This window comes from Klebsiella sp. CSG-1 (genome assembly GCF_056521145.1).
This window is the reverse complement of the sequence record NZ_JBWNLD010000003.1, coordinates 576,577-600,283: the sequence shown is the minus strand read 5'-3', so window position 1 is coordinate 600,283 and position 23,707 is coordinate 576,577. Positions and strand designations below refer to the sequence as shown.

The 23,707-nt window shown below is 53.6% G+C and carries 30 protein-coding genes and 3 tRNA genes; 10 read left to right on the top strand and 23 right to left on the bottom strand.

Translation table 11 applies throughout. The annotated features are described in order from the left end of the window. Positions 1-141: 141 nt before the first annotated feature. Genes AC007G_RS10865 through AC007G_RS10810 form a run of 12 tightly spaced genes read right to left on the bottom strand, consistent with a single transcriptional unit; the run spans position 142 to position 7,507 of the window. Positions 142-480 carry a hypothetical protein gene (locus tag AC007G_RS10865; RefSeq protein WP_479466594.1) on the bottom strand — a complete coding sequence of 113 codons (339 nt, stop codon included), beginning with the start codon at positions 478-480 and terminating at the stop codon, positions 142-144. After that, positions 480-2,456 (bottom strand): DNA cytosine methyltransferase, encoded by a 1,977-nt coding sequence (locus tag AC007G_RS10860; RefSeq protein WP_479466593.1) that lies wholly within the window; start codon positions 2,454-2,456, stop codon positions 480-482. Before AC007G_RS10860 ends, AC007G_RS10865 begins: the two co-directional genes overlap by 1 nt. Continuing rightward, positions 2,453-2,713: a hypothetical protein gene (locus AC007G_RS10855; protein ID WP_479466599.1), complete on the bottom strand. Its 261-nt coding sequence runs from the start codon at positions 2,711-2,713 to the stop codon at positions 2,453-2,455. The genes AC007G_RS10860 and AC007G_RS10855 overlap by 4 nt, the downstream gene beginning before the upstream one ends. Positions 2,714-2,752: 39 nt before the next feature. Beyond that, on the bottom strand, positions 2,753-3,112 hold the full coding sequence (locus AC007G_RS10850) for a hypothetical protein (protein ID WP_479466592.1): 360 nt from the start codon (positions 3,110-3,112) through the stop codon (positions 2,753-2,755). Continuing rightward, the gene (locus AC007G_RS10845) at positions 3,109-3,261 is read right to left on the bottom strand and encodes a hypothetical protein (protein ID WP_479466591.1); all 153 of its coding nucleotides are present in this window, start codon (positions 3,259-3,261) and stop codon (positions 3,109-3,111) included. The genes AC007G_RS10850 and AC007G_RS10845 overlap by 4 nt, the downstream gene beginning before the upstream one ends. Beyond that, positions 3,258-3,491 (bottom strand): hypothetical protein, encoded by a 234-nt coding sequence (locus AC007G_RS10840; protein WP_118859957.1) that lies wholly within the window; start codon positions 3,489-3,491, stop codon positions 3,258-3,260. The genes AC007G_RS10845 and AC007G_RS10840 overlap by 4 nt, the downstream gene beginning before the upstream one ends. A 3-nt stretch (positions 3,492-3,494) precedes the next feature. Beyond that, positions 3,495-4,151 carry a hypothetical protein gene (locus tag AC007G_RS10835; protein WP_479466590.1) on the bottom strand — a complete coding sequence of 219 codons (657 nt, stop codon included), beginning with the start codon at positions 4,149-4,151 and terminating at the stop codon, positions 3,495-3,497. 38 nt (positions 4,152-4,189) lie between these two features. After that, positions 4,190-5,578, bottom strand: coding sequence for a replicative DNA helicase (locus AC007G_RS10830; protein ID WP_479466589.1), 1,389 nt, complete (start codon positions 5,576-5,578; stop codon positions 4,190-4,192). Continuing rightward, positions 5,575-6,558, bottom strand: coding sequence for a helix-turn-helix domain-containing protein (locus AC007G_RS10825; RefSeq protein ID WP_185762451.1), 984 nt, complete (start codon positions 6,556-6,558; stop codon positions 5,575-5,577). Before AC007G_RS10825 ends, AC007G_RS10830 begins: the two co-directional genes overlap by 4 nt. 2 nt (positions 6,559-6,560) lie before the next feature. Continuing rightward, positions 6,561-6,782: a hypothetical protein gene (locus AC007G_RS10820; RefSeq protein WP_041165549.1), complete on the bottom strand. Its 222-nt coding sequence runs from the start codon at positions 6,780-6,782 to the stop codon at positions 6,561-6,563. A 20-nt stretch (positions 6,783-6,802) separates the two neighbouring features. After that, positions 6,803-7,249, bottom strand: a complete 447-nt coding sequence (locus AC007G_RS10815; RefSeq protein WP_099144225.1) for a toxin YdaT family protein — start codon at positions 7,247-7,249, stop codon at positions 6,803-6,805. A 60-nt stretch (positions 7,250-7,309) separates the two neighbouring features. Next, positions 7,310-7,507 carry a Cro/CI family transcriptional regulator gene (locus AC007G_RS10810; protein WP_136894759.1) on the bottom strand — a complete coding sequence of 66 codons (198 nt, stop codon included), beginning with the start codon at positions 7,505-7,507 and terminating at the stop codon, positions 7,310-7,312. A gap of 83 nt (positions 7,508-7,590) precedes the next feature. Between AC007G_RS10810 and AC007G_RS10805 the strand changes: the two genes are divergently transcribed. From AC007G_RS10805 to AC007G_RS10770, 8 genes are all read left to right on the top strand, one after another. Further along, the gene (locus AC007G_RS10805) at positions 7,591-7,989 is read left to right on the top strand and encodes a helix-turn-helix domain-containing protein (protein ID WP_136894757.1); all 399 of its coding nucleotides are present in this window, start codon (positions 7,591-7,593) and stop codon (positions 7,987-7,989) included. Positions 7,990-8,486: 497 nt separating this feature from the next. After that, positions 8,487-8,810, top strand: a complete 324-nt coding sequence (locus tag AC007G_RS10800) for a hypothetical protein (RefSeq protein ID WP_240790571.1) — start codon at positions 8,487-8,489, stop codon at positions 8,808-8,810. A 43-nt stretch (positions 8,811-8,853) separates the two neighbouring features. Continuing rightward, positions 8,854-9,099 carry a hypothetical protein gene (locus tag AC007G_RS10795; protein ID WP_479466588.1) on the top strand — a complete coding sequence of 82 codons (246 nt, stop codon included), beginning with the start codon at positions 8,854-8,856 and terminating at the stop codon, positions 9,097-9,099. 70 nt (positions 9,100-9,169) lie between these two features. Then, positions 9,170-11,371, top strand: a complete 2,202-nt coding sequence (locus tag AC007G_RS10790) for a hypothetical protein (RefSeq protein ID WP_479466587.1) — start codon at positions 9,170-9,172, stop codon at positions 11,369-11,371. Continuing rightward, entirely contained in the window at positions 11,371-11,931 is a 561-nt protein-coding gene (locus AC007G_RS10785; protein ID WP_118859963.1) for a siphovirus Gp157 family protein, read from the top strand. The genes AC007G_RS10790 and AC007G_RS10785 overlap by 1 nt, the downstream gene beginning before the upstream one ends. A 1-nt stretch (position 11,932) precedes the next feature. Then, complete coding sequence (locus AC007G_RS10780) at positions 11,933-12,118, top strand: hypothetical protein (protein ID WP_213900923.1); 186 nt, start codon at positions 11,933-11,935, stop codon at positions 12,116-12,118. 209 nt (positions 12,119-12,327) lie between these two features. After that, positions 12,328-12,576 carry a DUF4224 domain-containing protein gene (locus AC007G_RS10775; RefSeq protein ID WP_213900925.1) on the top strand — a complete coding sequence of 83 codons (249 nt, stop codon included), beginning with the start codon at positions 12,328-12,330 and terminating at the stop codon, positions 12,574-12,576. Further along, complete coding sequence (locus AC007G_RS10770; RefSeq protein ID WP_479466598.1) at positions 12,560-13,576, top strand: tyrosine-type recombinase/integrase; 1,017 nt, start codon at positions 12,560-12,562, stop codon at positions 13,574-13,576. The genes AC007G_RS10775 and AC007G_RS10770 overlap by 17 nt, the downstream gene beginning before the upstream one ends. A gap of 128 nt (positions 13,577-13,704) precedes the next feature. On the opposite strand, the gene AC007G_RS10765 is transcribed toward AC007G_RS10770, so the two are convergent. The 6 genes from AC007G_RS10765 to uvrY form a co-directional block, all read right to left on the bottom strand. Further along, a tRNA-Leu gene (locus AC007G_RS10765) sits at positions 13,705-13,790 on the bottom strand. Between the two features lie 13 nt (positions 13,791-13,803). Further along, a tRNA-Cys gene (locus tag AC007G_RS10760) sits at positions 13,804-13,877 on the bottom strand. A 39-nt stretch (positions 13,878-13,916) separates the two neighbouring features. Then, positions 13,917-13,992, bottom strand: a tRNA-Gly gene (locus tag AC007G_RS10755). Positions 13,993-14,143: 151 nt separating this feature from the next. Further along, positions 14,144-14,692, bottom strand: coding sequence for a CDP-diacylglycerol--glycerol-3-phosphate 3-phosphatidyltransferase (pgsA, locus tag AC007G_RS10750; RefSeq protein ID WP_004864143.1), 549 nt, complete (start codon positions 14,690-14,692; stop codon positions 14,144-14,146). A gap of 57 nt (positions 14,693-14,749) precedes the next feature. Further along, a complete protein-coding gene (uvrC, locus tag AC007G_RS10745) occupies positions 14,750-16,582 on the bottom strand; it encodes an excinuclease ABC subunit UvrC (RefSeq protein ID WP_004864146.1) in 1,833 nt (610 codons plus the stop codon). Next, complete coding sequence (uvrY, locus tag AC007G_RS10740; RefSeq protein WP_032686893.1) at positions 16,579-17,235, bottom strand: UvrY/SirA/GacA family response regulator transcription factor; 657 nt, start codon at positions 17,233-17,235, stop codon at positions 16,579-16,581. The genes uvrC and uvrY overlap by 4 nt, the downstream gene beginning before the upstream one ends. 464 nt (positions 17,236-17,699) lie before the next feature. On the opposite strand from uvrY, the gene AC007G_RS10735 reads away from it, so the two are divergent. Further along, positions 17,700-17,924 (top strand): DUF2594 family protein, encoded by a 225-nt coding sequence (locus AC007G_RS10735; RefSeq protein ID WP_004864152.1) that lies wholly within the window; start codon positions 17,700-17,702, stop codon positions 17,922-17,924. A 66-nt stretch (positions 17,925-17,990) separates the two neighbouring features. Here AC007G_RS10735 and sdiA read toward each other — a convergent pair whose 3' ends face one another. After that, positions 17,991-18,713, bottom strand: coding sequence for a quorum-sensing transcriptional regulator SdiA (sdiA, locus tag AC007G_RS10730; RefSeq protein WP_032686892.1), 723 nt, complete (start codon positions 18,711-18,713; stop codon positions 17,991-17,993). Positions 18,714-18,858: 145 nt separating this feature from the next. On the opposite strand from sdiA, the gene AC007G_RS10725 reads away from it, so the two are divergent. Then, positions 18,859-20,217 (top strand): CoA transferase, encoded by a 1,359-nt coding sequence (locus AC007G_RS10725; protein WP_142630803.1) that lies wholly within the window; start codon positions 18,859-18,861, stop codon positions 20,215-20,217. Between the two features lie 3 nt (positions 20,218-20,220). Here the strand turns inward: AC007G_RS10725 and tcyN are convergent, their stop codons facing one another. The 4 genes from tcyN to tcyJ all read right to left on the bottom strand — a co-directional run bounded on the left by tcyN (position 20,221) and on the right by tcyJ (position 23,535). Then, entirely contained in the window at positions 20,221-20,973 is a 753-nt protein-coding gene (tcyN, locus tag AC007G_RS10720) for an L-cystine ABC transporter ATP-binding protein TcyN (protein WP_142630804.1), read from the bottom strand. Then, positions 20,970-21,638 (bottom strand): cystine ABC transporter permease, encoded by a 669-nt coding sequence (gene tcyL / locus AC007G_RS10715; protein WP_004864166.1) that lies wholly within the window; start codon positions 21,636-21,638, stop codon positions 20,970-20,972. The genes tcyN and tcyL overlap by 4 nt, the downstream gene beginning before the upstream one ends. Before the next feature lie 15 nt (positions 21,639-21,653). Further along, entirely contained in the window at positions 21,654-22,640 is a 987-nt protein-coding gene (gene dcyD / locus AC007G_RS10710) for a D-cysteine desulfhydrase (protein ID WP_004864169.1), read from the bottom strand. 94 nt (positions 22,641-22,734) lie between these two features. Beyond that, a complete protein-coding gene (gene tcyJ / locus AC007G_RS10705) occupies positions 22,735-23,535 on the bottom strand; it encodes a cystine ABC transporter substrate-binding protein (protein WP_004864171.1) in 801 nt (266 codons plus the stop codon). Positions 23,536-23,707 lie beyond the last annotated feature (172 nt).

Below are 23,707 nucleotides of genomic sequence, written 5' to 3'. Positions count from 1 at the left end.
ATACTCCCATCTGCATTAAATCGCAAACCTTTAAGGGCATGAAATAGCAAATATCATTGCCTAAGCAACAAACTATCTCTTTGTTAAGTAAGTGAAATAATTAACTACAGACATAGTCAACCGTTGAACTTCTGCGCCACGTCATACTGTTAATTTCGTTTCGTGCCATCCGTACATGACCCAGCACGCCGCCTCGCCTGAGTGCGGACAGGACGCCACCGGCAACTGATCGCCACACTTACCGCAGCAGCGCTTGCTGATGGCGTTAATCTTTCCGCGCACCCTGGCATCATCCTGACGGATCAGCAGCGCGATGTACTCAGCCATTTCGTATGCGTCCCGACCTGGGCGCCGGGCGGCGCAGTTCCGCGCCAGCATTTCCTGCTCCTGCTCATCAAGCACCAGTTCAAGCTTGCGCCCACCGGCAGCAGATTGCCGGGCGCGCTGCGCGGCTTTGCGTTCTGCGGGGGATTTAGGCATTATGCGGCCTTCCTCGTCTGACATATTTCCGGCAGATTAGCCCTCACCAATGCCTCAGCAAACGGCGGTGGGACGGCGTTGCCGCAGCGCGAAACCTGCTTATCCTTGGCGTATTTCACTCCGCGGTAGTCCTGGTCGATGATGTACCATTCAGGGAAGCCCTGCGCCCGGTATAACTCATGCGGCTGCAGCATGCGCATACCAATATCAACGATGCGGTACGTTACGCCGTCGATATCCACCAGCCCGGTGCAATCCTCCCCGCAGTATTCCCGCAGGAACGCCAGCGCCTGCTGAGCGCGCTCTTCGTCGTAGTCCTCGACCGCTAGTGTCGTTTTAACCTCCCCCACGTGCTGGCCGCCGGCTGTAATGGTCGGCATCGGTTCGTCAGCGCGCTGGCCGTCACGGCAGGTTCCACGCAACTTAACCAAGTGAGAAGCGACCACTGCATGATGGTCTACTGTAGTCACTGAGTGAGCAGGCTCATCAAGCCCCACCCCCGGCCCGGTGTAATTGCCTCCGTAGTGTTTCGCCAGGAACGCGCTCACCGTCGCGAATTTGTTTCCGCCTGCGGTAACGGTACCCAGCGGATTATTCAGGTTCAGTACGCGCGGCTCCTGTCCGGGGCGTTCCCCATATCCCATCTGGATCAGCGTCGGCGTTACCAGTTGCGATTTACCACCACCGCCAGCGGTAATCGTTGCGCTGGGTACGTCGGCGCGATGGCCGATGCTGGCACCGAACTGCCGGGCGATTACCGGCGCAACCAGACAGGCTCGCGATTGCTTCAGGATAGTGTGAGCGGGCTTATCCATAGGGCGCGGTTTTGCCTGGTACTCGCTGCCGCCATTGCCAGCCAGGAACGGTGCCAAAGCAGTTTCGACAATACCAAGCGCATGGCCATTCCCTCCCGGGCGTTTTGACGTGCCAGCTGTCACCGTTGGCACCGGCGCGGTGACAGGCTGCCCGGTGGCACCAGTGCGAAATTTTGTCAGGTGTGGCACCGCCACCCCAAAGCCGTGAGTTTTGGTAATCGTCTGCAGCGGATCCGCCAGCGACTGCCCCCGGAAACAGTCATATTTTCCTTTGGTCGTGGTGTGGTTGCACTTCACGATGAACGGCGAAGCGCTGTCGATAACGAACCGCTTTATGCCGCGGGCAATACGTTTGAGGGTATTCTCCGCGAGTGGCTTTTTACGGTCGAATATGCTCGGCGCGGAAATAGACCAGTCTATGCATTCCGCAGCTGTGCGCCACGGCGCCAGTTTGCCAGCCAGCACCGCTGGTGATTTCGGATCCCCGTGGGTGGCTTCCGGCCACACTATCGGCTGCCCGTCTCGGCGCATAACCATGAAGAAGCGTTTTCGTATTGTTGGTGCGCCGTAGTCGCAGGCGCGTAGTTCGCGATACTCAACGGTGTACCCCAGCCCTTTTACCAGCCGCGCGGCATCCTCGCTATCAAGCGAAATATTCAGAAACTCGCAGCACTCCACCAGCGCCGGATGGTCTGCAGGAATTCCGGTAGTCAGCATGCCGACAAATGCCTGGAATGTTTCCCCGACGCGTTCCGGGTCTGGCCGCATCTCAGCCGCCAGCAGCGGCCCCCACGTTTTAAACTCTTCAACGTTCTCCAGCATCATCACACGTGGATCTACATCCAGCCCCCAGCGTAGTGTTACCCACGCCAGCCCACGAATTGCCTTTTCAACTGGTTTAGCCCCTTTAGCTTTCGAAAAGTGGCGGCAGTCTGGCGAAAGCCAGACCAGCCCGACGCGGCGGCCGGCAGTCGCAACCTTAGGGCGAACCTCATACACAGATTCGCAATAGTGCAACGTATCCGGGTGGTTCGTGGTGTGCATAGCTACCGCGTTGGGATCGTGGTTTATCGCAATATCCACGCTGCGGCCTGTTGCCATCTCAATCCCGGTGGAAGCTCCGCCGCCACCGGCAAAGTTATCTACGATGATTTCTCTCACGCGTATTTCTCCATGGCACTGGCCAGCGAACGAGCCGCGGCGATGATTGTCGGTACCGGCATTTTTTCCAGCCACATGCGGTTGATATGGTGCTGCAGTCGGCGCTGGTGATGCACAGGGAGATCCCCGGCGTTTTCTACCTGAGAAAAAACCATTGCGACCTCAGTGGGCCAGACGGTTGCAGGAACATCCAGGAGCAGCAGGCTTTCCAACTCAACGATTCGGCGATAAGCATGATCGAGTAACGCATCCTTCATGCTTAAAATGCCATTATCAAGTTCAGAGGTATCAGCCATCTACTCAGCCTCCCGCTTATGGCAATAGTGCCACCCTTCTGGATGGGTTGTTGTGGTTCCGCATCGAGGGCAGGTGAACGGCTCTGCGGTGACTTCGAATGTGAAGGTGGGGGACTCTAACTCAGAAATCCGCTGCTGCACTGAATCCGCCACCAACTGTCGCAGATGGTCCTGCAGGTCTACGCCAGCCGGGCAGTTGGAAATCTCCCGGCACTTCTCGAACGTCAGCGCCAGAGCCGCGCTCTCCGCTTCCCTGTCCACGTACGCCTTCGCCAGCTCCAGATACTTCCGCTCTTTGATTGACAGCTCGTCTGCACTCTCCAGAGAGGCTATGAGCTCGTTTACCGTTTCAATGTTCATGCCATCACCCATTTGTTAACCACGTAGATACCCAGTGCCGACAACATTGCCACCGCGATCAGAAAGACCAGAAAGTTAAGCCCCAGCGCATACACCCGCAGAGTTCGCCCGCTGTAGTGCATAAAATCAATTTCAGAAAATTTCTTCATGTCCGTTTCTCCCGCCAAAAATTTAATCTCTCTTTGAAAAACTCCCGGTAGCTTTCCGGCGTTGCTGCAATCGACTCAACGATGTACTGCCGAGTAACTTGCTTCTCGAACAGCTGGCGTATTAGTGCCGAGGCGCGCATGTCGTAGTGCTCTTTGAGCTGATACTCCTGCGGCCATTTGGCGCGATTGAGCGGTAAGCCGGGCGGCAGATAATCTGATTGCCCGGCCATGCCCTAAGCTCCCGTTTTTTCTGAGTTGGCGTAATAGCGGGGATCGACGCTGGTCAGCGTGAAATACGGCACTGGCATGTCGTCATGTCGAATAATCCCGACGTGATTCGATGCGAGCATTGTCGAAATACGCTTTTGCAGATCGCGTAATGTGATCCCGGCGCCTGGGTGATGTTTTTTGATGGCTGAAAGAATGCCCTGATATGACAGCTTCTTACCTTTCATCAGCGCAACGAGCTGCTGGGCGGAAACTTCCTGGGTGGATTTTTTCAGGGGTTTGATGCTGTCCAGCTTCAGGCTACAGTGTCCAGCTGAACCGCGGCGGATCCCCGTGGTTTTGTCGTAGGTTTCGCGATGGCTGACAACCCAGGCGACATCAGTTTCGTGCAATCGCACAGTCTTTTCACCAGCAGGAAAAATCACGGAGCCAGAATGTGTTTTGGCGTGGCGCCCTGCCGATTTTGTGGCTTCTGATTTAGCCTTTTCTGGCTTCGCCAGTTTCGGTGTAATGCCAGGGACGGGAACCGGGCGTGGGGCGGCGACAAATACAGAACGGCTACGGGCGCGCGCACCGGCGTTCATGCGCCAGAGAATAACGGGGAGCCAGTTGCAGCCATCATCCGGTTTTACTGGTTTTGGGTAATTTAAATTCGTGGTCATTGGTCTTTCCTCGGTTAAATCGCGCTGGTCAGGCGCAGTTAAAATGCATCGGTGTTGTACTTCTCTGAATATTTACGCGGTTGTTTTCGTGGTTTTGCTTCCTCCAGTTGAATGCGTGTTTTCTCTTTGCCGACATGCTGATCGACGTGAAGGAAATGGCCGTTTTTAAACTCCTGGTAGATAACGGCGCCGGCGGCACTGAAGCGGCTTTTCCCCAGGATAATTTCGGCAATACCCGCTGCCGGGCTTTCCGGGTTGTAGACTTCATCGCGGTACAGAAACATGATGCTGTCGGCGTCCTGCTCGATTGAGCCTGAATCGCGGAGATCTGACATAACCGGACGACGCTGGCCCGCCGGACGGGAATCCACCGCGCGCGAAAGCTGGCTGAGTGCAAAGGTCGGCGTATGCAGCCGCATAGCCATGGTTTTAAGATTTCGGGATATATGCGCGATCGCCAGATCGTTACGTTCGGCTTTCGGTTTTTTAATCAGTCCGAGGTAATCGACAACAATCATCGCCAGATGCGGATATCGGCGCTTATGTGTCTCTGCAACGGCGCGGATTTGCTCAATCGTCAGATCGGTAGCGTCAACGATCCAGATATCGCGCCCGTTCATGGTCTCCATGGCCGCTGTAAAGCGCGCCCAGTCCTCGTCCTGCATGTCGAGGGGGTTACGCAGGCGTGATACTGACATGTTGCCAGAGCCAGCCAGAGAGCGTTCTACGATTTGCGCAGCAGCCATTTCCATACTGAATATCAGCGCCCCGCCGCCGGCAGCGGTCACGCCATCGACAAGTTTCAACGCAAATTCGGTTTTACCCATCCCCGGGCGGCCAGCGACAACAATCAAATCCTGCAGGTTAATACCGCCGGTGGCATCGTCCAGATCGTCGATCCCCGTCTTCAGGTTACGGGAGCCGGCTTCGCCGTCCATGCGCTTTTGTACCGTCTCCATATAAGTCGGAAGCAAATCGCTGATGTGAACCGGCTGCACGTCACCAGTATCACCAGTCATGTCCAGCAGCTGCGCCACCGCACTTTCGACAACCTGATCGCGCTGTTCCTGGTTGTTAGCCTGGCGGATACCGTCAGCACCCTGTTGCAGCAATTCAGCCATACGGCGGCTGCGCCATGCCTTCACCATTTTCCCGGCGTAACCCTTCAGGTTCGATACCGTGGCAGGCATGCGCGTAATTTCTGATAAATCCGCCAGGCTACTACCGCCCAGCGCCTCACTGACAAACAGCATGTCGATCAGACCATTCGCCAGAGCCTGTTTTTTAATTTCGGAAAATGCACGACGGTGGAACCCGATACTGAATGATTCTTCAGGCGTCGAAGCGATTACGTCGAATGCGTCCGGAGTGGCGCCACCGTTCAGCAGGCCGGCCAGCACACACGCTTCCAGTTCCTGAGGACTCATAATGCGCCCTCGCGAGTTTTGCGCAGCGTTTCTGGTTTCATCAGGTAGTCAAAGCTGGCGCGCCAGCCGCCATCGGTACCGAAATAAAAATCAGGAGCATCAGCGCGGAATTTTTCGAAGTAACCCAGGAATGCCCCGGTAGTTTTATTTTTCATGTGGGCAGCCAGGCGGGTGATCATCCGGCGCCGGTCGGCATCCAGTTCTGCGACAGGCAGAGCGTCGGCGAAAATCTCGTTGTAGCCGTTCATGACAGCATCAGGATCAATATCCGCCTCGGTAACTGCCCAGGCTTCAGCGTCAGCGAGATACCCATCAAAGCGGTTAACCCGGCAGATGTTCGCTGGCTTCGGCAGGCTATCGCCACGGCGGCGCCATGTGGCCAGCACCCAGCGGATAACCAACTGCAGTTCTGCCAGCGTGTACCCGTCACGGGTGGTGGTCGCTGTCAGCATCATCACAAATGGTTTTAGGTCACGACAGCGGGTACCAGTTTTCTCGTTGTAAAATTCCAGCGCTTTTTTAGCATCAGAATTAATTTTTTCCTCGCCCTCCCCCATCTGGGGGTTAGGGGGATCTATAGGTTCTTTGACTGGTTCAAAAGAGTGACTGATTCTGGTGCCGCCACACGGCATAGGGGCTATGCTTTCTGGCGGCATACCTGTGCTTTTTGACGGTATAGGGGCTATGCTTTCTGGCGGCATAGGGTTATCAAGTTTCATACAGTACAAATTCGACGCGTTACCCTTCCCGTTTTTTACGCCCGGGCGGTTTTCTTTCACTAGCAGGCCCATAGAAATTAACGCATCGATATGGTCACGCACCGCGCTTTTGCTGCACTCGCAGTGATCCGCAATATGTTTGTAAGACGGCCAGCATTCGCCGGAGTCATTGGCGTTATCAGCCAGTTTGATCAGCACCAGTTTTCGAATCGGATTTCCGGTCTTGATTGCCATTGCTTTGGCCATAAGCGTCATACTCATAGTCATATCCCCAGCGAGTCAGCCAGCTGACGGCAGGCGATTTCGTATTCTTTCTGGGTGAGTCCCGCTTCCTGCAGGTCTGCCTTGCGCAGTTCATAGCGTTCCCAGATTGTCAGCGCAGTAGCGCGACGCTCTTCGAAAATCGATTCGATATCTTCCATCGGGACTTGTACCCCGTTCCGGCGAAACCCGTTCCGCCAGGTGATGCGGTCTTGTGTTCTCATTGGTCTTTCCTCGGTACAGGTTAAACGCTGGTCAGGCGCTGTGTTTCTCGCATCGCTTGCAATGCCTTCGCGACTTGCTGAGGGCCGTCTCTGGCCTCGAGCAATAACGCGATAATGGCCGCCGCAAATTCGCGTATGGCGACGCAAATTAAATACTGGGTTGACATGTCAAGGCGCGCGTAGCGTTCTGCTGGCAGTGCCGATTCCATCGCTTTCGCCAGCGTCTGGGTTTTAGTTCTGGCCGCTTTCGTCTCGCCACGCAGCCAGCGAAAGATCTGTTGCCGATTGTTGTTGATAGCCCGCCAGTCGGCGTTTCCCGCTGCGTCTTCAATCTGGTGCAGCTTCAGCGCGCCGGTATTGCCACCGAGACGAAACCACATTCGGCTGATCTCGATGGCTACTAATTCCTGCCCGCTTTCTGCTGCCCAGTTGAAGATCTCTCGTTTCAGTTCCTCGAGGTTTTCCACTACGCGTCTCCTGTCGCTGAAAATTGATTAAGCGTAATCAGATTTTGATCACGCTAGTTGTTAGCTTTGCTTTGAACGGACGGAGTCGTACAGAGTGGGGTCATATTTCAATTCCCCTTTTGTAATACGATCCAGTCTGGCTGCTCTACGCTCTGGGATGATGTCTCCCCAAGCACTGGCAGATGGCAACCGCACTCCAGCGGCTGTCGCCAACTTGGTTAAACTGCCAAAGTATTTAATTGCGTCAGATTTATACATTTAAGCCTCCTCTTTTGTAAGTCATAACTAACAAATTAGGAGTTAATGCAAACTAAGTCAAGAGAATTTAGTATTAGCTAACTATGACGATAGAATCCCCAGGAACGCGGATCCGCAACCGCAGAAAAGAAATGAATTTTACGCAGCGCTCTTTAGCACAGGCGCTGCAGATTTCCCACGTCTCCGTTTCTCAATGGGAAAGAGATGATAGTGAACCCACGGGAAAAAATCTTTTCAGGCTTAGCAAAGTGTTGCGGTGCTCTCCTACCTGGATTCTTTTCGGGGATGATGATCAAATCCCCGCCTCAGCAGAAGATCTGCCACTTGAACTAACGTCCCATCAGCAGGAGCTTTTAGAATTATTTGATCAGCTACCAGCATCAGAGAAAGAACGCCATTTGAATGAATTGCGTGAAAAGGTAGATGGTTTCAACAAATTATTCGAAGAGCTTCTGACCACCCGAAAAACACTCAAAAAATAATTTAAGTTATAACTCAATCAGTTATCGTTTATTCTAAGTTTTTTGTTAGTTATGACTTATTTTAATCTTGACTATAATGTTAGTCATGGCTAATTTATCTCACATCAACGACGCACTAACCACGCGGCAGTTGTTCAGAAACAGTTCTGACAGTCCGGAAAGACGGGCACGAATTCTTCGGGTCGCCGACAGTACGATGACATGCGGGAAAGACCGCAACGAATGCAAATTGCTGTGTGTAGTCTTGGCCCGGGCGCCCCGGGCATTTTTTTAAGGCATGCACCCAGTAACGAGGAAAGACCAACGGGCCTGACCAGCCCTGACAGCCGGGAAAGACCGGCAATCTTCAGGCGTAAAAAAGCCCACCGAAGTGGGCTAATTTACCCGGGGCAGTGACCAAACTGCCCGGAGTGCTACAGGGGACCAATCCTATAGCGAGGAAAGACCAACGACAGAGTCGCCGATCGGCTCTGAGTATATATCATCAAGGAGTCGCTATGGAAGCGCTTACCATTCCCGTAACTATCTACGTTCTCGCAACAACCAACCCATATCTGCCGACGTCTTATCACTCATTCACCTGTGACATGTCACAGCAATACCCTGATCTGTACGTGCTTGTTTCTACCAAAACGGTTGAGGTTGCGATTCCTGCTTTGGAGCCTGTCGACATTATCGGGATGCAGGTTAATGCCCTTCGCGCGAAGAAGGAGCAAATCTCTGCTGACGCCAACAAACAGTTAAGCGTTATTGAAGACCAGATCCAGCAGCTGCTGTGCATCGACCACTCTCCGATTGAAGAAAGCGACGTACCGTTTTAATTAACTGGCGCGTGACCTGCGCCTGCAACCAAGAGGAAAGACCATGGATATTAGAAAATTGCTTGAAAGAATTAGCGAAATTAAAGACCGCTTAGATCGCGCAAACAGAATTATCAATATTTGCAGTAACGAATGCCGCTCCTCCGGGATTTTAGCGGAAGGTGGAAAAGGCGAGAGCTATCTCAAGGTCGATTCATCAGAAATTAAAGAACTGGCAGAAAGCCAAAAGGTTCATCTCGAAAGCGAACTAGAGCAGTTGGAAGAAGCAAAAAAACGGCAGAACGCGTGATCGCTGGACTGCTCCCTGAAATTAAACAAGACGCCTAACCAGCGAATTAGTTACGAACGAGGAAAGACCAATGACCATCTATCACGGCCTGTTTGAGCCGAAAAAATCAGCCATCAAAGACAGCGGCGCCGTGCCGCTGGCCATCGCTATTGATGCACCAAACAAGAAGGTTGCCGAAAGTATTATGGTCGGCAAGCTATGGGAGTTTTACCCGGCAAACGGCGATAACTATTTCAAACCCAAAATATGGGAAGACTCTGTAGGTCAGCCACGCCCCGCTATCGGTCAGTTCGATGAGCAGTTCGCCCAGGAAAACACCTTCGACGGTGAAAAATGGGTGGTTAACAGCCAGGGCACCGGAACGTCGGACTTACCTGCTGGCGATGACATTATTGATCTGATGACAGTATCCCCCAGGGAGCGTTTTGCTGCTGTATTACTCTTCAGTAATGCAGAGATGAACGGCCATCTTTATTCGCAGGTTGTAGATTATCTTGATGACCTGGATAACCACGACGAACCCATGGAAGAGGATGATCGTTTTAATTTCAATGTGCTTTGTGCCCTGCACAACAATGAGCCGGTTAAACACATGCACGTTGAAGGGCTGAATAACCTGATTCAGGGCATATTTTCACACTTTGAAAACCAGACTCCGGGCAAAGCGGCTATTTCTCAGTTTGTAAAACGCTGGCTTGAAAATCCGGGTAAGCGCGATGAAATTCTCGCGACCGGTAATAAATCATCTTCACTCGGCGCTAACAATTCAGGCGATGATGCCGGCAGCTTTACCGTTGCACCTCAGCGCGGCTACAAACATACCTACGCGACGCTGGATCAGGAGATTGCCGTCGCCCTGCTCCCTGTTTCACCTACCGCGCCTGTATTGTCTGGCAACCTCCGTGATGCAGAAAAGATTATTGCCGATGATCGAGAGGATTTTAAACGGTGGTCGGCACAACTGCGCACCACTCCGGAGATACTCAAATACGATCGCGCCAGTATCTTCGGTGTTGTACAGAATGCACCAGCGAATGATACCCACCATTTTCCCGAGAGCCTGCGCCGCCATATTGTTTCATGGCTGGAGGCAAACGGCCGCTTTGAAGAAAGCGAGAACAGCAAAACAAAAGCTCCTGACGTCCAGGTTAAAAAGGTCGCAGACGGCATGTTTTCTGTCGAGGGTCTGGCGCAGGAACCCGCCTCAAATGAAGGCGAAAAAGCGGAAGTAGCGCCGCCAGTTGTAACCGACACCCAGGCGAAGCAGGCGCGTGAGACGCTTAACGATATGGGTTATGGCGTTTATGCGTCCGACAAAGACAACGCCAGCGACCCCGAGGAAAAACTGAGCGTCAAAGCGCAAAGAATTGCTGATGATGTGGAGAAACTGGTTGAGCAAATAGACCAGAAAGAAACCATGCCGAGCGCTGAAGAAGTCGTGCGTTCAGTCGGTAGTCCTGGAACCGAACAGGACAACCTGGCGCTGTGGAAACGCGTCTTCAAAACCGATGAGCGCTTTACCAAAGCATTCACGCAAAACGGCGGTGGCACCTCAATCAACGGCACGTATCTTACGATGCTGGCTACCCGTGAGTTCGGCCTGAAAGGAAGCGGCTGGGGCGTCGATATACTGGAAGAACGCTTTGACGATGGAGCGCCAATTACACGGACGGTAAAAGGAACTGACGGTAACAATACATGGGAACTGATCTCAGATGGTAATGGCGGTTTCCTCACTGAAAAACATCACGTAATTAAAATTCGGCTTTGGTATCTGGTAAACGGTGTTCGCGGAGAAGAATACGCCTACGGCTGCACCCCCTACATTTACGGCAGCAAATACGGCCCGATCTGCGACGGCGAAGCCGCTAAAAAATCCCTCACCGATGCAACTAAAAAAGCATTATCCGGCCTCGGCTTTAGCGGCGATATCTTTATGGGTCTCTATGACAACCCAGAGTATCGCCAGAAAAACAAAGCGGAGTTCGACCTCAAGAACGCCAGTGAAACCGCCGAAGATGCCGCGCGGTTGCGGCAGGAGTTCGACGACAAACTTTCCCGCGTTGCTAACACGCTGTCCACCGGCGTATCGGCCAATGAAGTTAACAAGGTGTTTGCCCCAATCGCCCGCGAGCTGGAGATCCACCGCAAGGATGCAGAATCAAAAGGCGACACTCAGCGCTCACGCCACCTGAGTACCCGCCTGCGCCGCCTGACTGATATCAAAAATGCACGTATCGCCGAACTGAATAAATCCGAGGAGAAAGCATAATGACTTCCACTACTGCTATTGCTATCGCTGCCGACTACCAGAACCTGCTGCAGCTGCTGGAAACCTCCGATGACCTGACTCCGGAAATGATCGCCGATACGCTGGAGGGTCTTGAAGGCGCGCTGGCCGATAAACTGGATGCTGTCATGGTCATCGCGCGCAATAACATGGGCAACGCCAGTACCTGCGACGACGAAATGAAACGCCTGGCCGAGCGTAAGAAATCCTTTGAGAATAAGGATAAAGCACTGCGCAAGTATATTCTGTCCTGCCTGCTGGCAGCCGGGCTGGATAAGATGAAAACGGCTAAAAACACGTTCACTGCCAGGAAAGGAAGCGTCAGCGTTGTGATCGATAATACCGATCTGCTGCCTGATGAACTGGTGACCACGCAGGTTGTCATCGCGCCAGATAAAAAGGCCATCAAGGAGGCTATCGAGTCAGCGGAAGCGGCTGCCGCACAAATCACCGCCGAAGGTGGAGAGGTGCCGGCAGAGCTGTTAAATCCGGTACCGGGCGCCCACCTGGAGATCGGCGAACGTTCATTGCAGGTGCGCTGATATGCTGAAACTCTCCCTGAAGCAAGGCGATGCGGTGCATGTCGTTTTACCAGACGGCACCAATGCCATCATCGAGGCGTTCGCGCGCAGCGAACTAGGCATGCACTTCCCCCAGAACGTGAAGATCACCCGGGAGAAAGGTGCATTTCTCAACAAAAAAAACCTGATTAAGCCTAATCAGAAATAACCCGCAACTGTCGTTAGCATTGTGGTCCACCTTATCAACGGAGACCACAATGCTGCGATGGCAACCAGGTGCAGTTTTACTTTCAGATTTCGATATCAAAATTGGCAGGCTATCAGCCAGCGTTAGAAAACGGACCCTGACCCAGTCGGATATTCAACGCGCTTGCGAACAGGCAGATAACGCTATAGCCCGCATGCTGAGGAAAGACCATGAGACACGATCACGACATCATCACCCGCGAGGAAATGATCGAACTGACGGGGACCCCACTTAAATCAAAGCAATGTGAAGCGCTGCGCCGGGCTGGGATCTTCTTCATTGAACGAGCAGACGGCCACCCAAAAACAACGTGGGGCCATTTTTTGAACCCGATTAAATACCGCAACCAGCAGGGAGATCCGTTGCGAGAGGATGAAGAACCAGACTTCGGAGCTGTCTTTAATGGCCGGAAAGCGTAAAAACCCTGCCGATAACTGGATGCCGCCCCGCGTTTATCGTGGTAAAGCGGCATATGAATTCAGGAATAAGGATAACAAAGCTATACGGCTTTGCGCGCTGACTGAGCCGCAATCATCTGTTTGGCTGGCCTATGAAAAAGCGGTGGGTGAAGAAAAAGAGAGGAGAACCTTTCAGGCTCTTGCCGATCAGTTTATGCGCTCCCCTGATTTTATGGATTTGGCGGCTGAAACCAGAAAAGACTACACGAAATATTCGAGTAAAGTTTTACCGGTATTCGGGAAGGTGGATCCGGACAAGATTAAACCAGAGCACATTCGCCGGTACATGGATCAGCGTGGGCTTTCCAGTCGCACCCAGGCCAACCGGGAAAAGAGTTTTCTTTCCCGGGTTTTCCGCTGGGGGTATGAGCGCGGTTACGTTCAGCGCAATCCCTGCCAGGGGGTTAAGCAATTTAAAGAGGTTTCCCGCGAGCGTTATATCACAGACGAGGAGTACAAGGCGGTTTATGACGCAGCCCCGGACGTTGTGCGCGCCACTATGGAAATCGCTTATTTGTGTTTGGCCAGACAAAGCGATGTGCTGTCTTTAACAGAAGATCAGCTGCGCGATACCGGGATCTTTATCCGCCAGGGTAAAACAGGCGTTAAGCAAATCAAGGCATGGTCGCCACGTCTGCGCGCTGCGGTCGCCCTCGCCCGCTCCCTGCCGTTAAAGCCTGGCATCCGTAGCCTGTTTGTCATTCACCAGACCAGTGGCAGCAAATACACCCGAGACGGTTTTAACTCCCGCTGGCGCGACGCGAAAATTGCAGCGCAGGAAAAGAACCCACACCTGCAGATAGACTTCACTTTCCACGACCTGAAGGCGAAAGGCGTCTCTGATCTGGAAGGAAGCCTCGAGGAGAAACAGGCTATTTCAGGACATAAGAACTCAAGACAAACGGCGATTTACGACAGGAAAACTAAAATTGTGCCAGTTGTCGGCGGTCAGAAAAAATGAATGGCTATGCGTTCGCGGAAAAAACATCTTCGGACGCATCTTCGGAAACGGAAATTTCAGAAATGAAAAAACCACCCGTAGGTGGTTTCACGACACTGCTTATCATTGATTTTATTCAATAATCCCAATGGTACCCGGAACGAGACTTGAACTCGTACAGCCTATGGCCGAGGGATTTTAAATCCCTTGTGTCTACCGATTCCACCATCCGGGCTCGGGATGTAAATTGGAGGCGCGTTCCGGAGTCGAACCGGACTAGACGGATTTGCAATCCGCTACATAACCGCTTTGCTAACGCGCCTTAATACTTAAACACCCGCATCTGCCGATGTTTTTAATCTGGAGCGGGAAACGAGACTCGAACTCGCGACCCCGACCTTGGCAAGGTCGTGCTCTACCAACTGAGCTATTCCCGCATTATCAAGCAAATTTGCTAATCACTTGATTTTGTTATCGTCTGGCAAGCTGTGCTGCCGTTCGATGCGTTGCATTCTACTTACCTGGCGAAATGAGTCAACGATATTTTTTAAATCCTTGTGTCGTTTGCTGAAATTTGCGGCGAAACGATCACTGATCAAGCAAATCTCCGCGCGCGGCGTTCAGATACTGCAGCATAGACCACAGCGTCAGCACCGCTGCCACGAGGAACAGGGCGATGCCGGCCCACTCTACCCAGGCGTTTGGTCGCCACAGCATCCACACCAGTGCCGTCATCTGCGCGGTTGTTTTCACTTTGCCGATCCAGGAGACCGCCACGCTGCTGCGTTTACCCAGTTCGGCCATCCACTCACGCAGCGCAGAAATAATAATTTCACGGGCAATCATGGTCGCGGCCGGCAGGGTTACCCACCAGGTGTGATAGTGCTCAACCACCAGCACCATCGCAATCGCCACCATCACTTTATCGGCCACCGGGTCAAGAAAAGCGCCAAAACGGGTGCTCTGATTCCAGCGGCGGGCCAGATAACCATCAAACCAGTCGGTAACGGCAGCGACAAAAAAGATCAGGGCGCAGGCAAAAGGAGCCCAGACGAAAGGCAGATAAAACGCCAGCACAAAGAACGGTATCAGGATGACGCGAAACAGAGTAAGCAATGTAGGGATATTAAATTGCATAGTGACAGGTAACTATCTGTTAGAAGTAAAAATTAGCCCTATGTTGCTACAGAGCCCCTAATGTTTCAACGAGTAGAAGATCTTTTCTGCCAGACCGTGAGATATACCCGGTACTTTGGCTATCTCCTCGACGCTGGCTTGCTGTAACCCTTGCAATCCGCCCATATACTTCAGCAGCATCTGGCGGCGTTTCGGCCCTACCCCTTCGATAGTCTCCAGTGAACTGGTGCTTTTCACTTTTGCCCGCTTTTTACGATGCCCGGCAATGGCATGATCGTGGGATTCATCGCGAATATGCTGAATAACGTGCAGCGCAGGCGAATCAGGCGGCAGGTTAAACCCCTCACCTTCTGGTTCGAAGAATAACGTTTCCAGCCCGGCTTTACGATCGCTGCCTTTCGCCACCCCCAATAAGAGAGGATGCTGTTTGTCCCAGGGCACATCCAGCCCGGCAAAGACGCTTTTCGCCTGCCCAAGCTGCCCTTTACCGCCGTCGATCAGGATAACGTCAGGAATCTTGTTCTCTTCTATTGCCTTACCGTAGCGGCGACGCAGAACCTGGTTCATCGCCGCATAATCATCGCCCGGCGTAATGCCGGTAATATTGTAGCGTCGATACTCGGCGCGCAGTGGCCCGTTACTGTCGAACACTACGCAGGAAGCCACCGTCTGTTCACCCATAGTATGGCTGATATCAAAGCATTCCATACGTTTAACGGCAGGCAGTTTAAGTACGGTAGCCAGGGCCTGCAGACGTTGATGGATCGTCGACTGTTGGGAAAGCTTCGTGGTCAGGGCCGTGGCCGCATTGGTACGCGCCAGCTTGAGATAGCGGGCGCGGTCGCCGCGTGGTTTCGTCTGAACATTCACCCGACGCCCCGCCAGTTCGGAGAGGGAATCCGCCAGCAAGGTTTTATCGCCAAGATTAAAATCGAGCAGAATCTCTCCCGGCAGAGTACGCATCTGGCTGCCCTGCAGATAGAACTGACCGACGAACGTCTCCACCACTTCGCCGAGCTCAGTACCGCCTGGCACTTTCGGAAAATAGCTGCGACTACCGAGGACCTTGCCCTGACGAATAAACAGAACGTGGACGCAGGCCATACCCGCATCAAAGGCGACGCCGATAACGTCGAGGTCATCCCCGGTATTCGAGACGAACTGTTTCTCGGTCACCCGGCGTACGGCCTGAATCTGATCGCGAATGCGCGCCGCTTCCTCAAACTCCAGCGCCTGGCTGGCCTTCTCCATCCGGGCAATGAGCTGCGTCAGCACCTGATCATCTTTACCCGCGAGGAAAAGACGCACATATTCAACCTGCTGCGCGTACTCCTCTTCGCTCACCAGGCCTGACACACAGGGCCCAAGGCAGCGGCCAATCTGATACTGCAGGCACGGACGCGACCGGTTACGGTACACGCTGTTCTCGCACTGACGCACAGGGAAAATTTTTTGTAGCAGTGCAAGCGTCTCGCGAACCGCATAACCATTCGGGAAAGGACCGAAATACTCGCCCCTGGCGTGTTTCGCACCGCGGTGCATTGCCAGGCGTGGATGGGTATCGCCGCTCAGGAAAATGAAGGGGTAGGATTTGTCGTCGCGCAGCAGCACGTTATAGCGTGGCTGATACAGCTTGATGTAGTTGTGCTCCAGCAGCAACGCTTCTGTTTCCGTATGGGTTACGGTCACGTCGATTTGCGCAATCAGTGCCACCAGCGCTTCGGTTTTACGCGAAGCCAGGTTGCTCCGAAAATAGCTGCTCAGCCTTTTTTTCAGATCTTTTGCTTTGCCGACATAGATGACGGTGCCGCCAGCATCATACATGCGATAGACGCCCGGCTGGCTGGTTACCGTTTTCAGGAAAGCTTTTGCGTCAAAAACATCACTCACTGACTTGCTAACGACTCCGCATTGCACAAACCATGACGAATGGCCAGGTGGGTCAACTCGACGTCACCGTGGATGTTTAATTTACTGAACATCCGGTAGCGATAGCTGTTCACGGTTTTGGGACTCAGATTTAACTGCTCTGAGATCTCATTCACCTTCTGACCCCTGGTGATCATCAGCATAATCTGCAATTCGCGTTCAGACAAACTGGCAAAAGGCGATTCTGTCTTTTCCGGCTCAATCTGGCTAAGCGCCATTTGCTGGGCGATATCGGAAGCAATATAACGTTGGCCGGATGCCACGCAGCGAATGGCATTCACCACTTCCTGCGGCGCAGCACCTTTACTCAGATAGCCTGCGGCACCCGCCTGCATGACTTTTGCCGGCAGCGGATTTTCGGTATGCACGGTGAGCATAATCACTTTGGTATCGACAATGGAACGCGCAATCTTGCGCGTGGCTTCCAGGCCACCAATTCCAGGCATGTTCATGTCCATCAGAACAACATCAACGGAATTGGCGCGACACCATTTCACAGCATCCTCGCCGCAGCAGGACTCACCGACAACTTTAATCCCTTTTATATCTTCCAGAATGCGTCGTATCCCTGCGCGCACTAGCTCGTGGTCATCAACAAGAAGGACGTTGATCAAAGGAATAATCTCCAGAATTAGGGATAACGCTACGGATAGCTTATCTCATACATATTACCGGGTTTTCTCGTCACTTTAAAAGCCAAAAAAATGCCCTACGGAAAGTTTCTTCTCTGGATATGTCAATTTGTCTGCACAGTAAGTGGAAACTTATAGATAACAGTAAGTTGTATTACGCTTCATTTTTAACATTTGCCCTACAAAAACACCGGCATGGCGCCGCGATAGCGCATTGCTAAATAGGAAACAAAATATGTAACAATAATTAACGATGAAAACACACCAGCGCAAAATTAACCTGCGACGCGCGTGCAGAGTACGTATTATTCAGGCAATTAATGCACCTACACCTCTGATGAGAGAACACAAATTACGCGCTCCTTTTTTTCCCGTCGCTTGTGGTATACTGCGCCGCCTTAACATTTAGTATTGCGCAAAAGCGCCGATAGCAAACGAGGATATCGATGAGCACTCCAGATTTTTCCACTGCAGAAAATAATCAAGAACTGGCGCAGGAAGTGACCTGCCTGAAAACGCTGCTGACGCTGATGCTCCAGGCAATGGGCCAGGCGGATGCGGGTCGGGTGATTATTAAAATGGAAAAACAGATCACGCAGATGGAAGATGAGGCTCAGGCTGCCGTATTCTCCAGCACCGTTAAGCAAATTAAACAAGCTTACCGCCAGTAACAGTCAACCGGCTGTGAGTTCAGCACAGCCGGTCCCCACGTCTGACACGCAGAACACCCTACCTGCTCAAATTAAACCGGTCGCCACCGCGTAACAGGCGATTTGCGTTTTATTTGGCGCATTGAATTTTCGTTGCATATTTTTTTGATGGAAATTAACGGTATTTTCTGAGATAGAGAGAATAATCGCCACTTCAGCCGATGTTTTTCCCTCCGCCGTCCATTTCAATATTTCCAGTTCACGGCGACTAAACTTCATTTCCGGCGGCATGACCATCGCATCTTCCAGCCGCAGTAACGTCAGCAGGCTCAGCTCGGTCAGCGTTCTTAAGCGCATCTCCTGCTCGTCTTCATGAAACGGCCCTGCGCTACGGCTGCGGCCGGAAACGGACAGAAATCCCTGAGCATGATTAGGCAAGGTCAGACACTGGGTAACCCCCTTGTTCAGCCCATGATCTCGTGCACCATCCCACAATTCCGGCGTATCACGAAAGAGTCTGTCATCCCACGGCAGATGGCCACGGAGAAAGTTTTCGGGACGCAATACCGGATCGATAGCAAAATAATTCTCAGCCTGGTAGTGTGTCATCCACGCCTGCGGGTAGGTCGATTGCAGCGTAATCCTGGGCCGGGTAAAAGGCACGGGGTGGCGTACGCAAAGCGCAAAATAGTCATATTCCAGCCCTTCCGTTTGTTGTTGCAGGAGATTATAAACTTCCCCTCCCGTGGTGATTGACTGAAATTGTTGCAGCATTTCCCGCCGCCAGCTGAAAAAATCAATGTCCCTCATAACCGACCAAATAACTCCTGAGTAATAATCATTATTAGAAATACAGAAAACTAACACATAAATCTTATTTATATGTATAAAATATCGTATGCATCGCACTTATTAGACCATGACTGGCGCTCCTCACCCGTTACAGGAGAAAAGTATGTCGGATCCTTTATCGCTAAACACGATATATTCCCGGCTATGGCAGGCCTTTAGTTCCCACCCGGCCCCGGAAGTCGAATTTACCCAGGCGGGGGCGCTGCATTCCTGCTTTGCCGTCACCGATTTTGCCTCAGCGTCTATCGCCGTCGCCGGCGCTCAGCTGGCACAACTCTCAGGTAATCCCTCGCCGCTCCGGGTCGACCGGCGCCTCGCTTCTTACTGGTTTAATCATAGCCTGTATCCTGTAAACCGGCCGCCCCAGTCGCTGTGGGATCCCCTGGCCGGCGACTACCCGACTCAGGAAGGCTGGATCCGTTTGCATACCAACGCAGCCCACCACCGCCGGGCTATGGCACGTGTTTTAGGTGAACACGACTCCCGGGCTTCTCTGGCATCAGCGGTTCGCCTGTGGCAGGCTGAAGCGCTTGAAGAAGCGGTCGTCGAAGCAGGCGGTTGTGCGGCGGCAATGCGCAGCGCCCGACAATGGCAGGCGCACCCGCAGGGCGTGGCGGTCAGTCAGGAACCGCTGCTCATCGAAACACCTTTACCGCCAGGATCCCCCGTCGACTGGCGTTTGGCTCGCAGCAGACCGCTGCTCGGCATTCGGGTACTCGATCTGACGCGGATTATTGCCGGACCGGTGGCCACCCGTCTGCTCGCCGGCCTCGGAGCGCAGGTGCTGCGGATCGATCCGCCAGACTGGTGTGAGCCGACGCTCGCCGAGGAAATCACGCTCGGCAAGCGCTGCGCACGACTGAATATTAAAACAGCGATCGATAAGCAACGTTTAATAGATTTGCTCTGTCAGGCTGATGTTATCGTACACGGCTACCGTGCCGATGCGCTGGACACCCTGGGATTAGATAGTGAGACGCGGGCTCGACTCAGACCAGGGCTGGTCGATGTGTCGCTGAATGCCTGGGGATGGAGCGGTCCATGGCGCAACCGCCGCGGTTTTGACAGTCTGGTGCAGATGGCCTGCGGGATTGCCGCAGCCGGTCAACGGTGGCGGCAGGCGGATAAACCGGTGCCTCTGCCGGTTCAGGCCCTGGATCATGCTACCGGTTACTTAATGGCTGCCGCGGTACTCAAAGGTCTTTATCGCCGCGCGACCTGCGGCGAGGGTTATCGCGCGCGCCTGTCGCTGGCTCGGGTGGCGGCATGCTTAATGCAGTATCCCACGCCAGACAGCCCCCTCTCTTTTCGTGAACCGCAACGGGGCGATTTCCAGCCGGCGCTGGAGTGGTCAGCTTTCGGCCTGGGCGAACGTCTGCGCTTTCCGTTACAGCTGGCGGGAACACCGGTGGTCTGGTCGCGGCCGTCCTCGCCGCTGGGGACGGCCGCCGCGAGCTGGTAAAAATTACTGCATCAGAAATTTTTCAAGGAACTGGCGGGTGCGCGGCTGCTGCGGGTTGGAAAACAGCGCTTTCGCTTCGCCCTGTTCGACGATACGCCCCTGGTCCATAAAAATCGCGCGGTCCGCGACATCGCGGGCAAAGCTCATTTCATGAGTCACGATGACCATCGTGCGCTTCTCCTGCGCCAGCTGGCGAATGGTGTTCAGCACCTCGCCAACCAGCTCAGGATCGAGAGCCGACGTCGGCTCATCAAACAAAATCACATCCGGGCGCATCGCCAGCGCACGCGCGATGGCCACACGCTGCTGCTGACCGCCGGACAGACGACGAGGATAGCTGTTTTCTTTACCGCTCAGCCCCACTTTCGCCAGCAGCTCCCGGGCGCGAACAATGGATTCGTTTTTATCCTCACCCTTGACGATAACCGGCCCTTCAATGATGTTTTCCAGTACCGTACGATGCGGGAACAGGTTGAAACTCTGGAACACGAACCCCACATGCTGGCGCAGGCGGCGAATCAACCCTTTTTGCTGGCTGAAACTGCGCGTGGTATCAATGGTCACATCGCCCACCCGGATGGTCCCGCTTTCCGGCTGTTCCAGCAGATTAATACTGCGCAGCAGCGTCGTTTTACCGGACCCGCTGGGGCCGATGATCGCCACCACTTCCCCCTCCTGGACATTGAGGTCGATACCGTGCAGTACCGTCTGACCGTGAAATTTTTTCACCAGGTTTTTGACTTCAATGGCACTCATTTTGGATCACGCTCCTGGCGATTCAGCTGGTTTTCAAAATAGTTCTGCAATGAGGACAGCACCGTCGCCATCACCCAGTAAATCAGCGATGCGGCCAGATACATGGTGAATACCTCCAGGGTGCGCGAGGTGATCAGCTGCGCCTGACGGAACAGTTCCGGAACCTGAATGGTGGCCGCCAGCGAGGTATCTTTTACCAGGCTGATAAAACTGTTGGAGAGCGGCGGCAGCGCCACGCGCGCAGCCTGCGGCAAAATCGCCCGGCGCAGAGTTTGCCACGGCGTCATACCGATACTGGCCGCCGCTTCCCACTGCCCTTTGTCAATCGAGGCAATCGCCGCACGCAGCGTTTCCGCCGCGTAGGCCGCGGTGTTAAGCGACAGACCAATCATCGCCGCCGGGATCGGGTCAAGCTCAATACCAAACTGCGGCAGACCGTAATAGATCATAAACAGCTGGGCAATCAGCGGGGTACCGCGGAAGATGGAGATATACATTCTCGCCAGCCATTTCACCGGCCACAGAGGCGACATCCGCATCAAAGCGAGGATAAAGCCCAGCACCAGGCCAAAGAACATACCGCCGATGCTCAGCTGTAACGTAAACACCGCGCCTTTCAGCAGATAAGGCGCGGAATCGATAACCAGTTGGATACTCTCTTGCATTCTGTATGTTCTGCTTTAGATATGGGGATGATAGGCAAACAGCGCCGGCGCTCCACCCGTGTGGATAAATAAAATCGGCCCTTCATCCTTAAAGCGCTTCTGATTAATGCCGTCAATCAACCCGGCCATCGCTTTGCCGGTATAAACCGGATCCAACAGAATGCCTTCCAGCTGCGCCAGCAGCTTCACGGCTTCCATTCCTTCGTCGTTCGGCGTGCCATATCCCGGCGCAAAATAGTCATCCCACAGCTTAATCTCCGCATTGGCCTGGAGCTCCAGGCTGTTCGCCACCGCCTGCTGAAGCGCGACGACTTTCGGCAACTGATCCGCCACCTTGCGTGATACGGTAACGCCAATCAGCTCAGCGCCAGGCATCAGCTGTTCCAGTCCTACGGCCAGCCCGGCATGGGTACCCGCGCTCCCGGAGGCGACCACCACGGAAGAGAGTTCGACGGCGCCTTCGCACTGCTGGGCGATTTCGAGGGCACTTTCGACATAGCCCAGCGCGCCAAGCGCATTGGAGCCCCCCACCGGAATAACGTAGGGCCGATAGCCCTGCGCTTCAATGCGGGTTGCCAGCTCTTCCAGCTGAACATCGGGTTGGGTCAGCGCATCGCACATCTCAACCTGGGTATTAAACAGATCCAGCAGCAGGCGGTTACCGTTGGTCAAATAGTTCTCGGCGCGAGTGCCGATAGGGTTTTCCAGCAGCGCCACACAGTGCAGACCCAGTTTCGCGGCCACCGCCGCCGTTTGACGAACGTGGTTCGACTGAATCGCGCCGGCGGTGATTAACGTATCCGCGCCTTCACGCAGCGCATCTGCCGCCAGGAACTCCAGCTTACGCAGCTTATTGCCGCCCATCGCCAGCGGGGTCACGTCGTCACGTTTAATAAAAATCTCGCGGCCCAGATGATCGGACAAGCGCGGTAGATATTCCAGCGGCGTCGGCGCGCCAATCAATTCCAGGCGCGGGAAGCGCGTTAAATTTTGCAGTGACATGGTACCTCCTGACTGAGTTATCTTTATTATGCACACACTGGCGTACGAAATAAAAAAAGGCGCTATCAATAGCGCCTTTTTTCACCGCCAGCCGTTACATCGTCACGTCGGCGCCAAACCATTTTTCCGACAGCGCTTTCAGGCTGCCATCTTTCTGCATATCTGCAATAGCGCCATCAACCGCTTTCAACAGGTCTTCGTTGCCTTTACGCAGCGCCACGCCAGACTCCTGGCGGGAGAACGCTTCGCCGGTCACCGCCAGGGTATTGCCGGTTTTCTTCACCAGATCCAGCGCCGCCAGGCGATCGACCAGAATCGCGTCAATACGACCCACGCGCAGATCCTGGTATTTAGTCGGGTCATCATCATAGGTACGAATATCTACGCCCTGGACGTTCTGGCGCAGCCACTCTTCGTAGTTGGTGCCCAGACCGACGCCGACTTTTTTGCCTTTCAGGTCAGCCGCGGTTTTGATAATGCCTTCGTTGCCTTTTTTCACCAGCGCCTGAATACCCGACACCGTATAGGGGGTAGAGAAGTCATATTTTTGCTTGCGCTGATCGGAAATGGTGACCTGGTTAATCACCACGTCAATACGTTTGGAGTCGAGGGAAGCCAGCATGCCGTCCCATTTGGTCGGTTTCAGATCGGCCTTCACGCCCAGATGTTTCGCCAGCTCATTAGCAAAATCAACCTCGAAACCGGTCAGCTTACCGTCGTCGCCCTGATAGCTGAACGGCGGATAGGTCCCTTCCAGGCCTACGCGCAGCGTCCCGCGCTCTTTAATCTGCCCCAGCAGATTTTCCGCAGCAAACGATTTTGCGCTGACGCCGGCCATTAAAACTACAGCCATCGCGCCCATCAGCGCCTGACGACCCAGAAGTGCTAATTTCATAGATGCCCCTGATAAGTGATATTTTCCAGTAGTGTAAGGCGTTTAGTTTCGCTCACCAACACCTATACGCTACATCTTATTCCGAAACATTATATACGCAGCGATTTAAGACATAGCGAAAAGAGAACCAAAATTCATCGGATTTGCTGGAGATATCTCATACTGCAAAGGT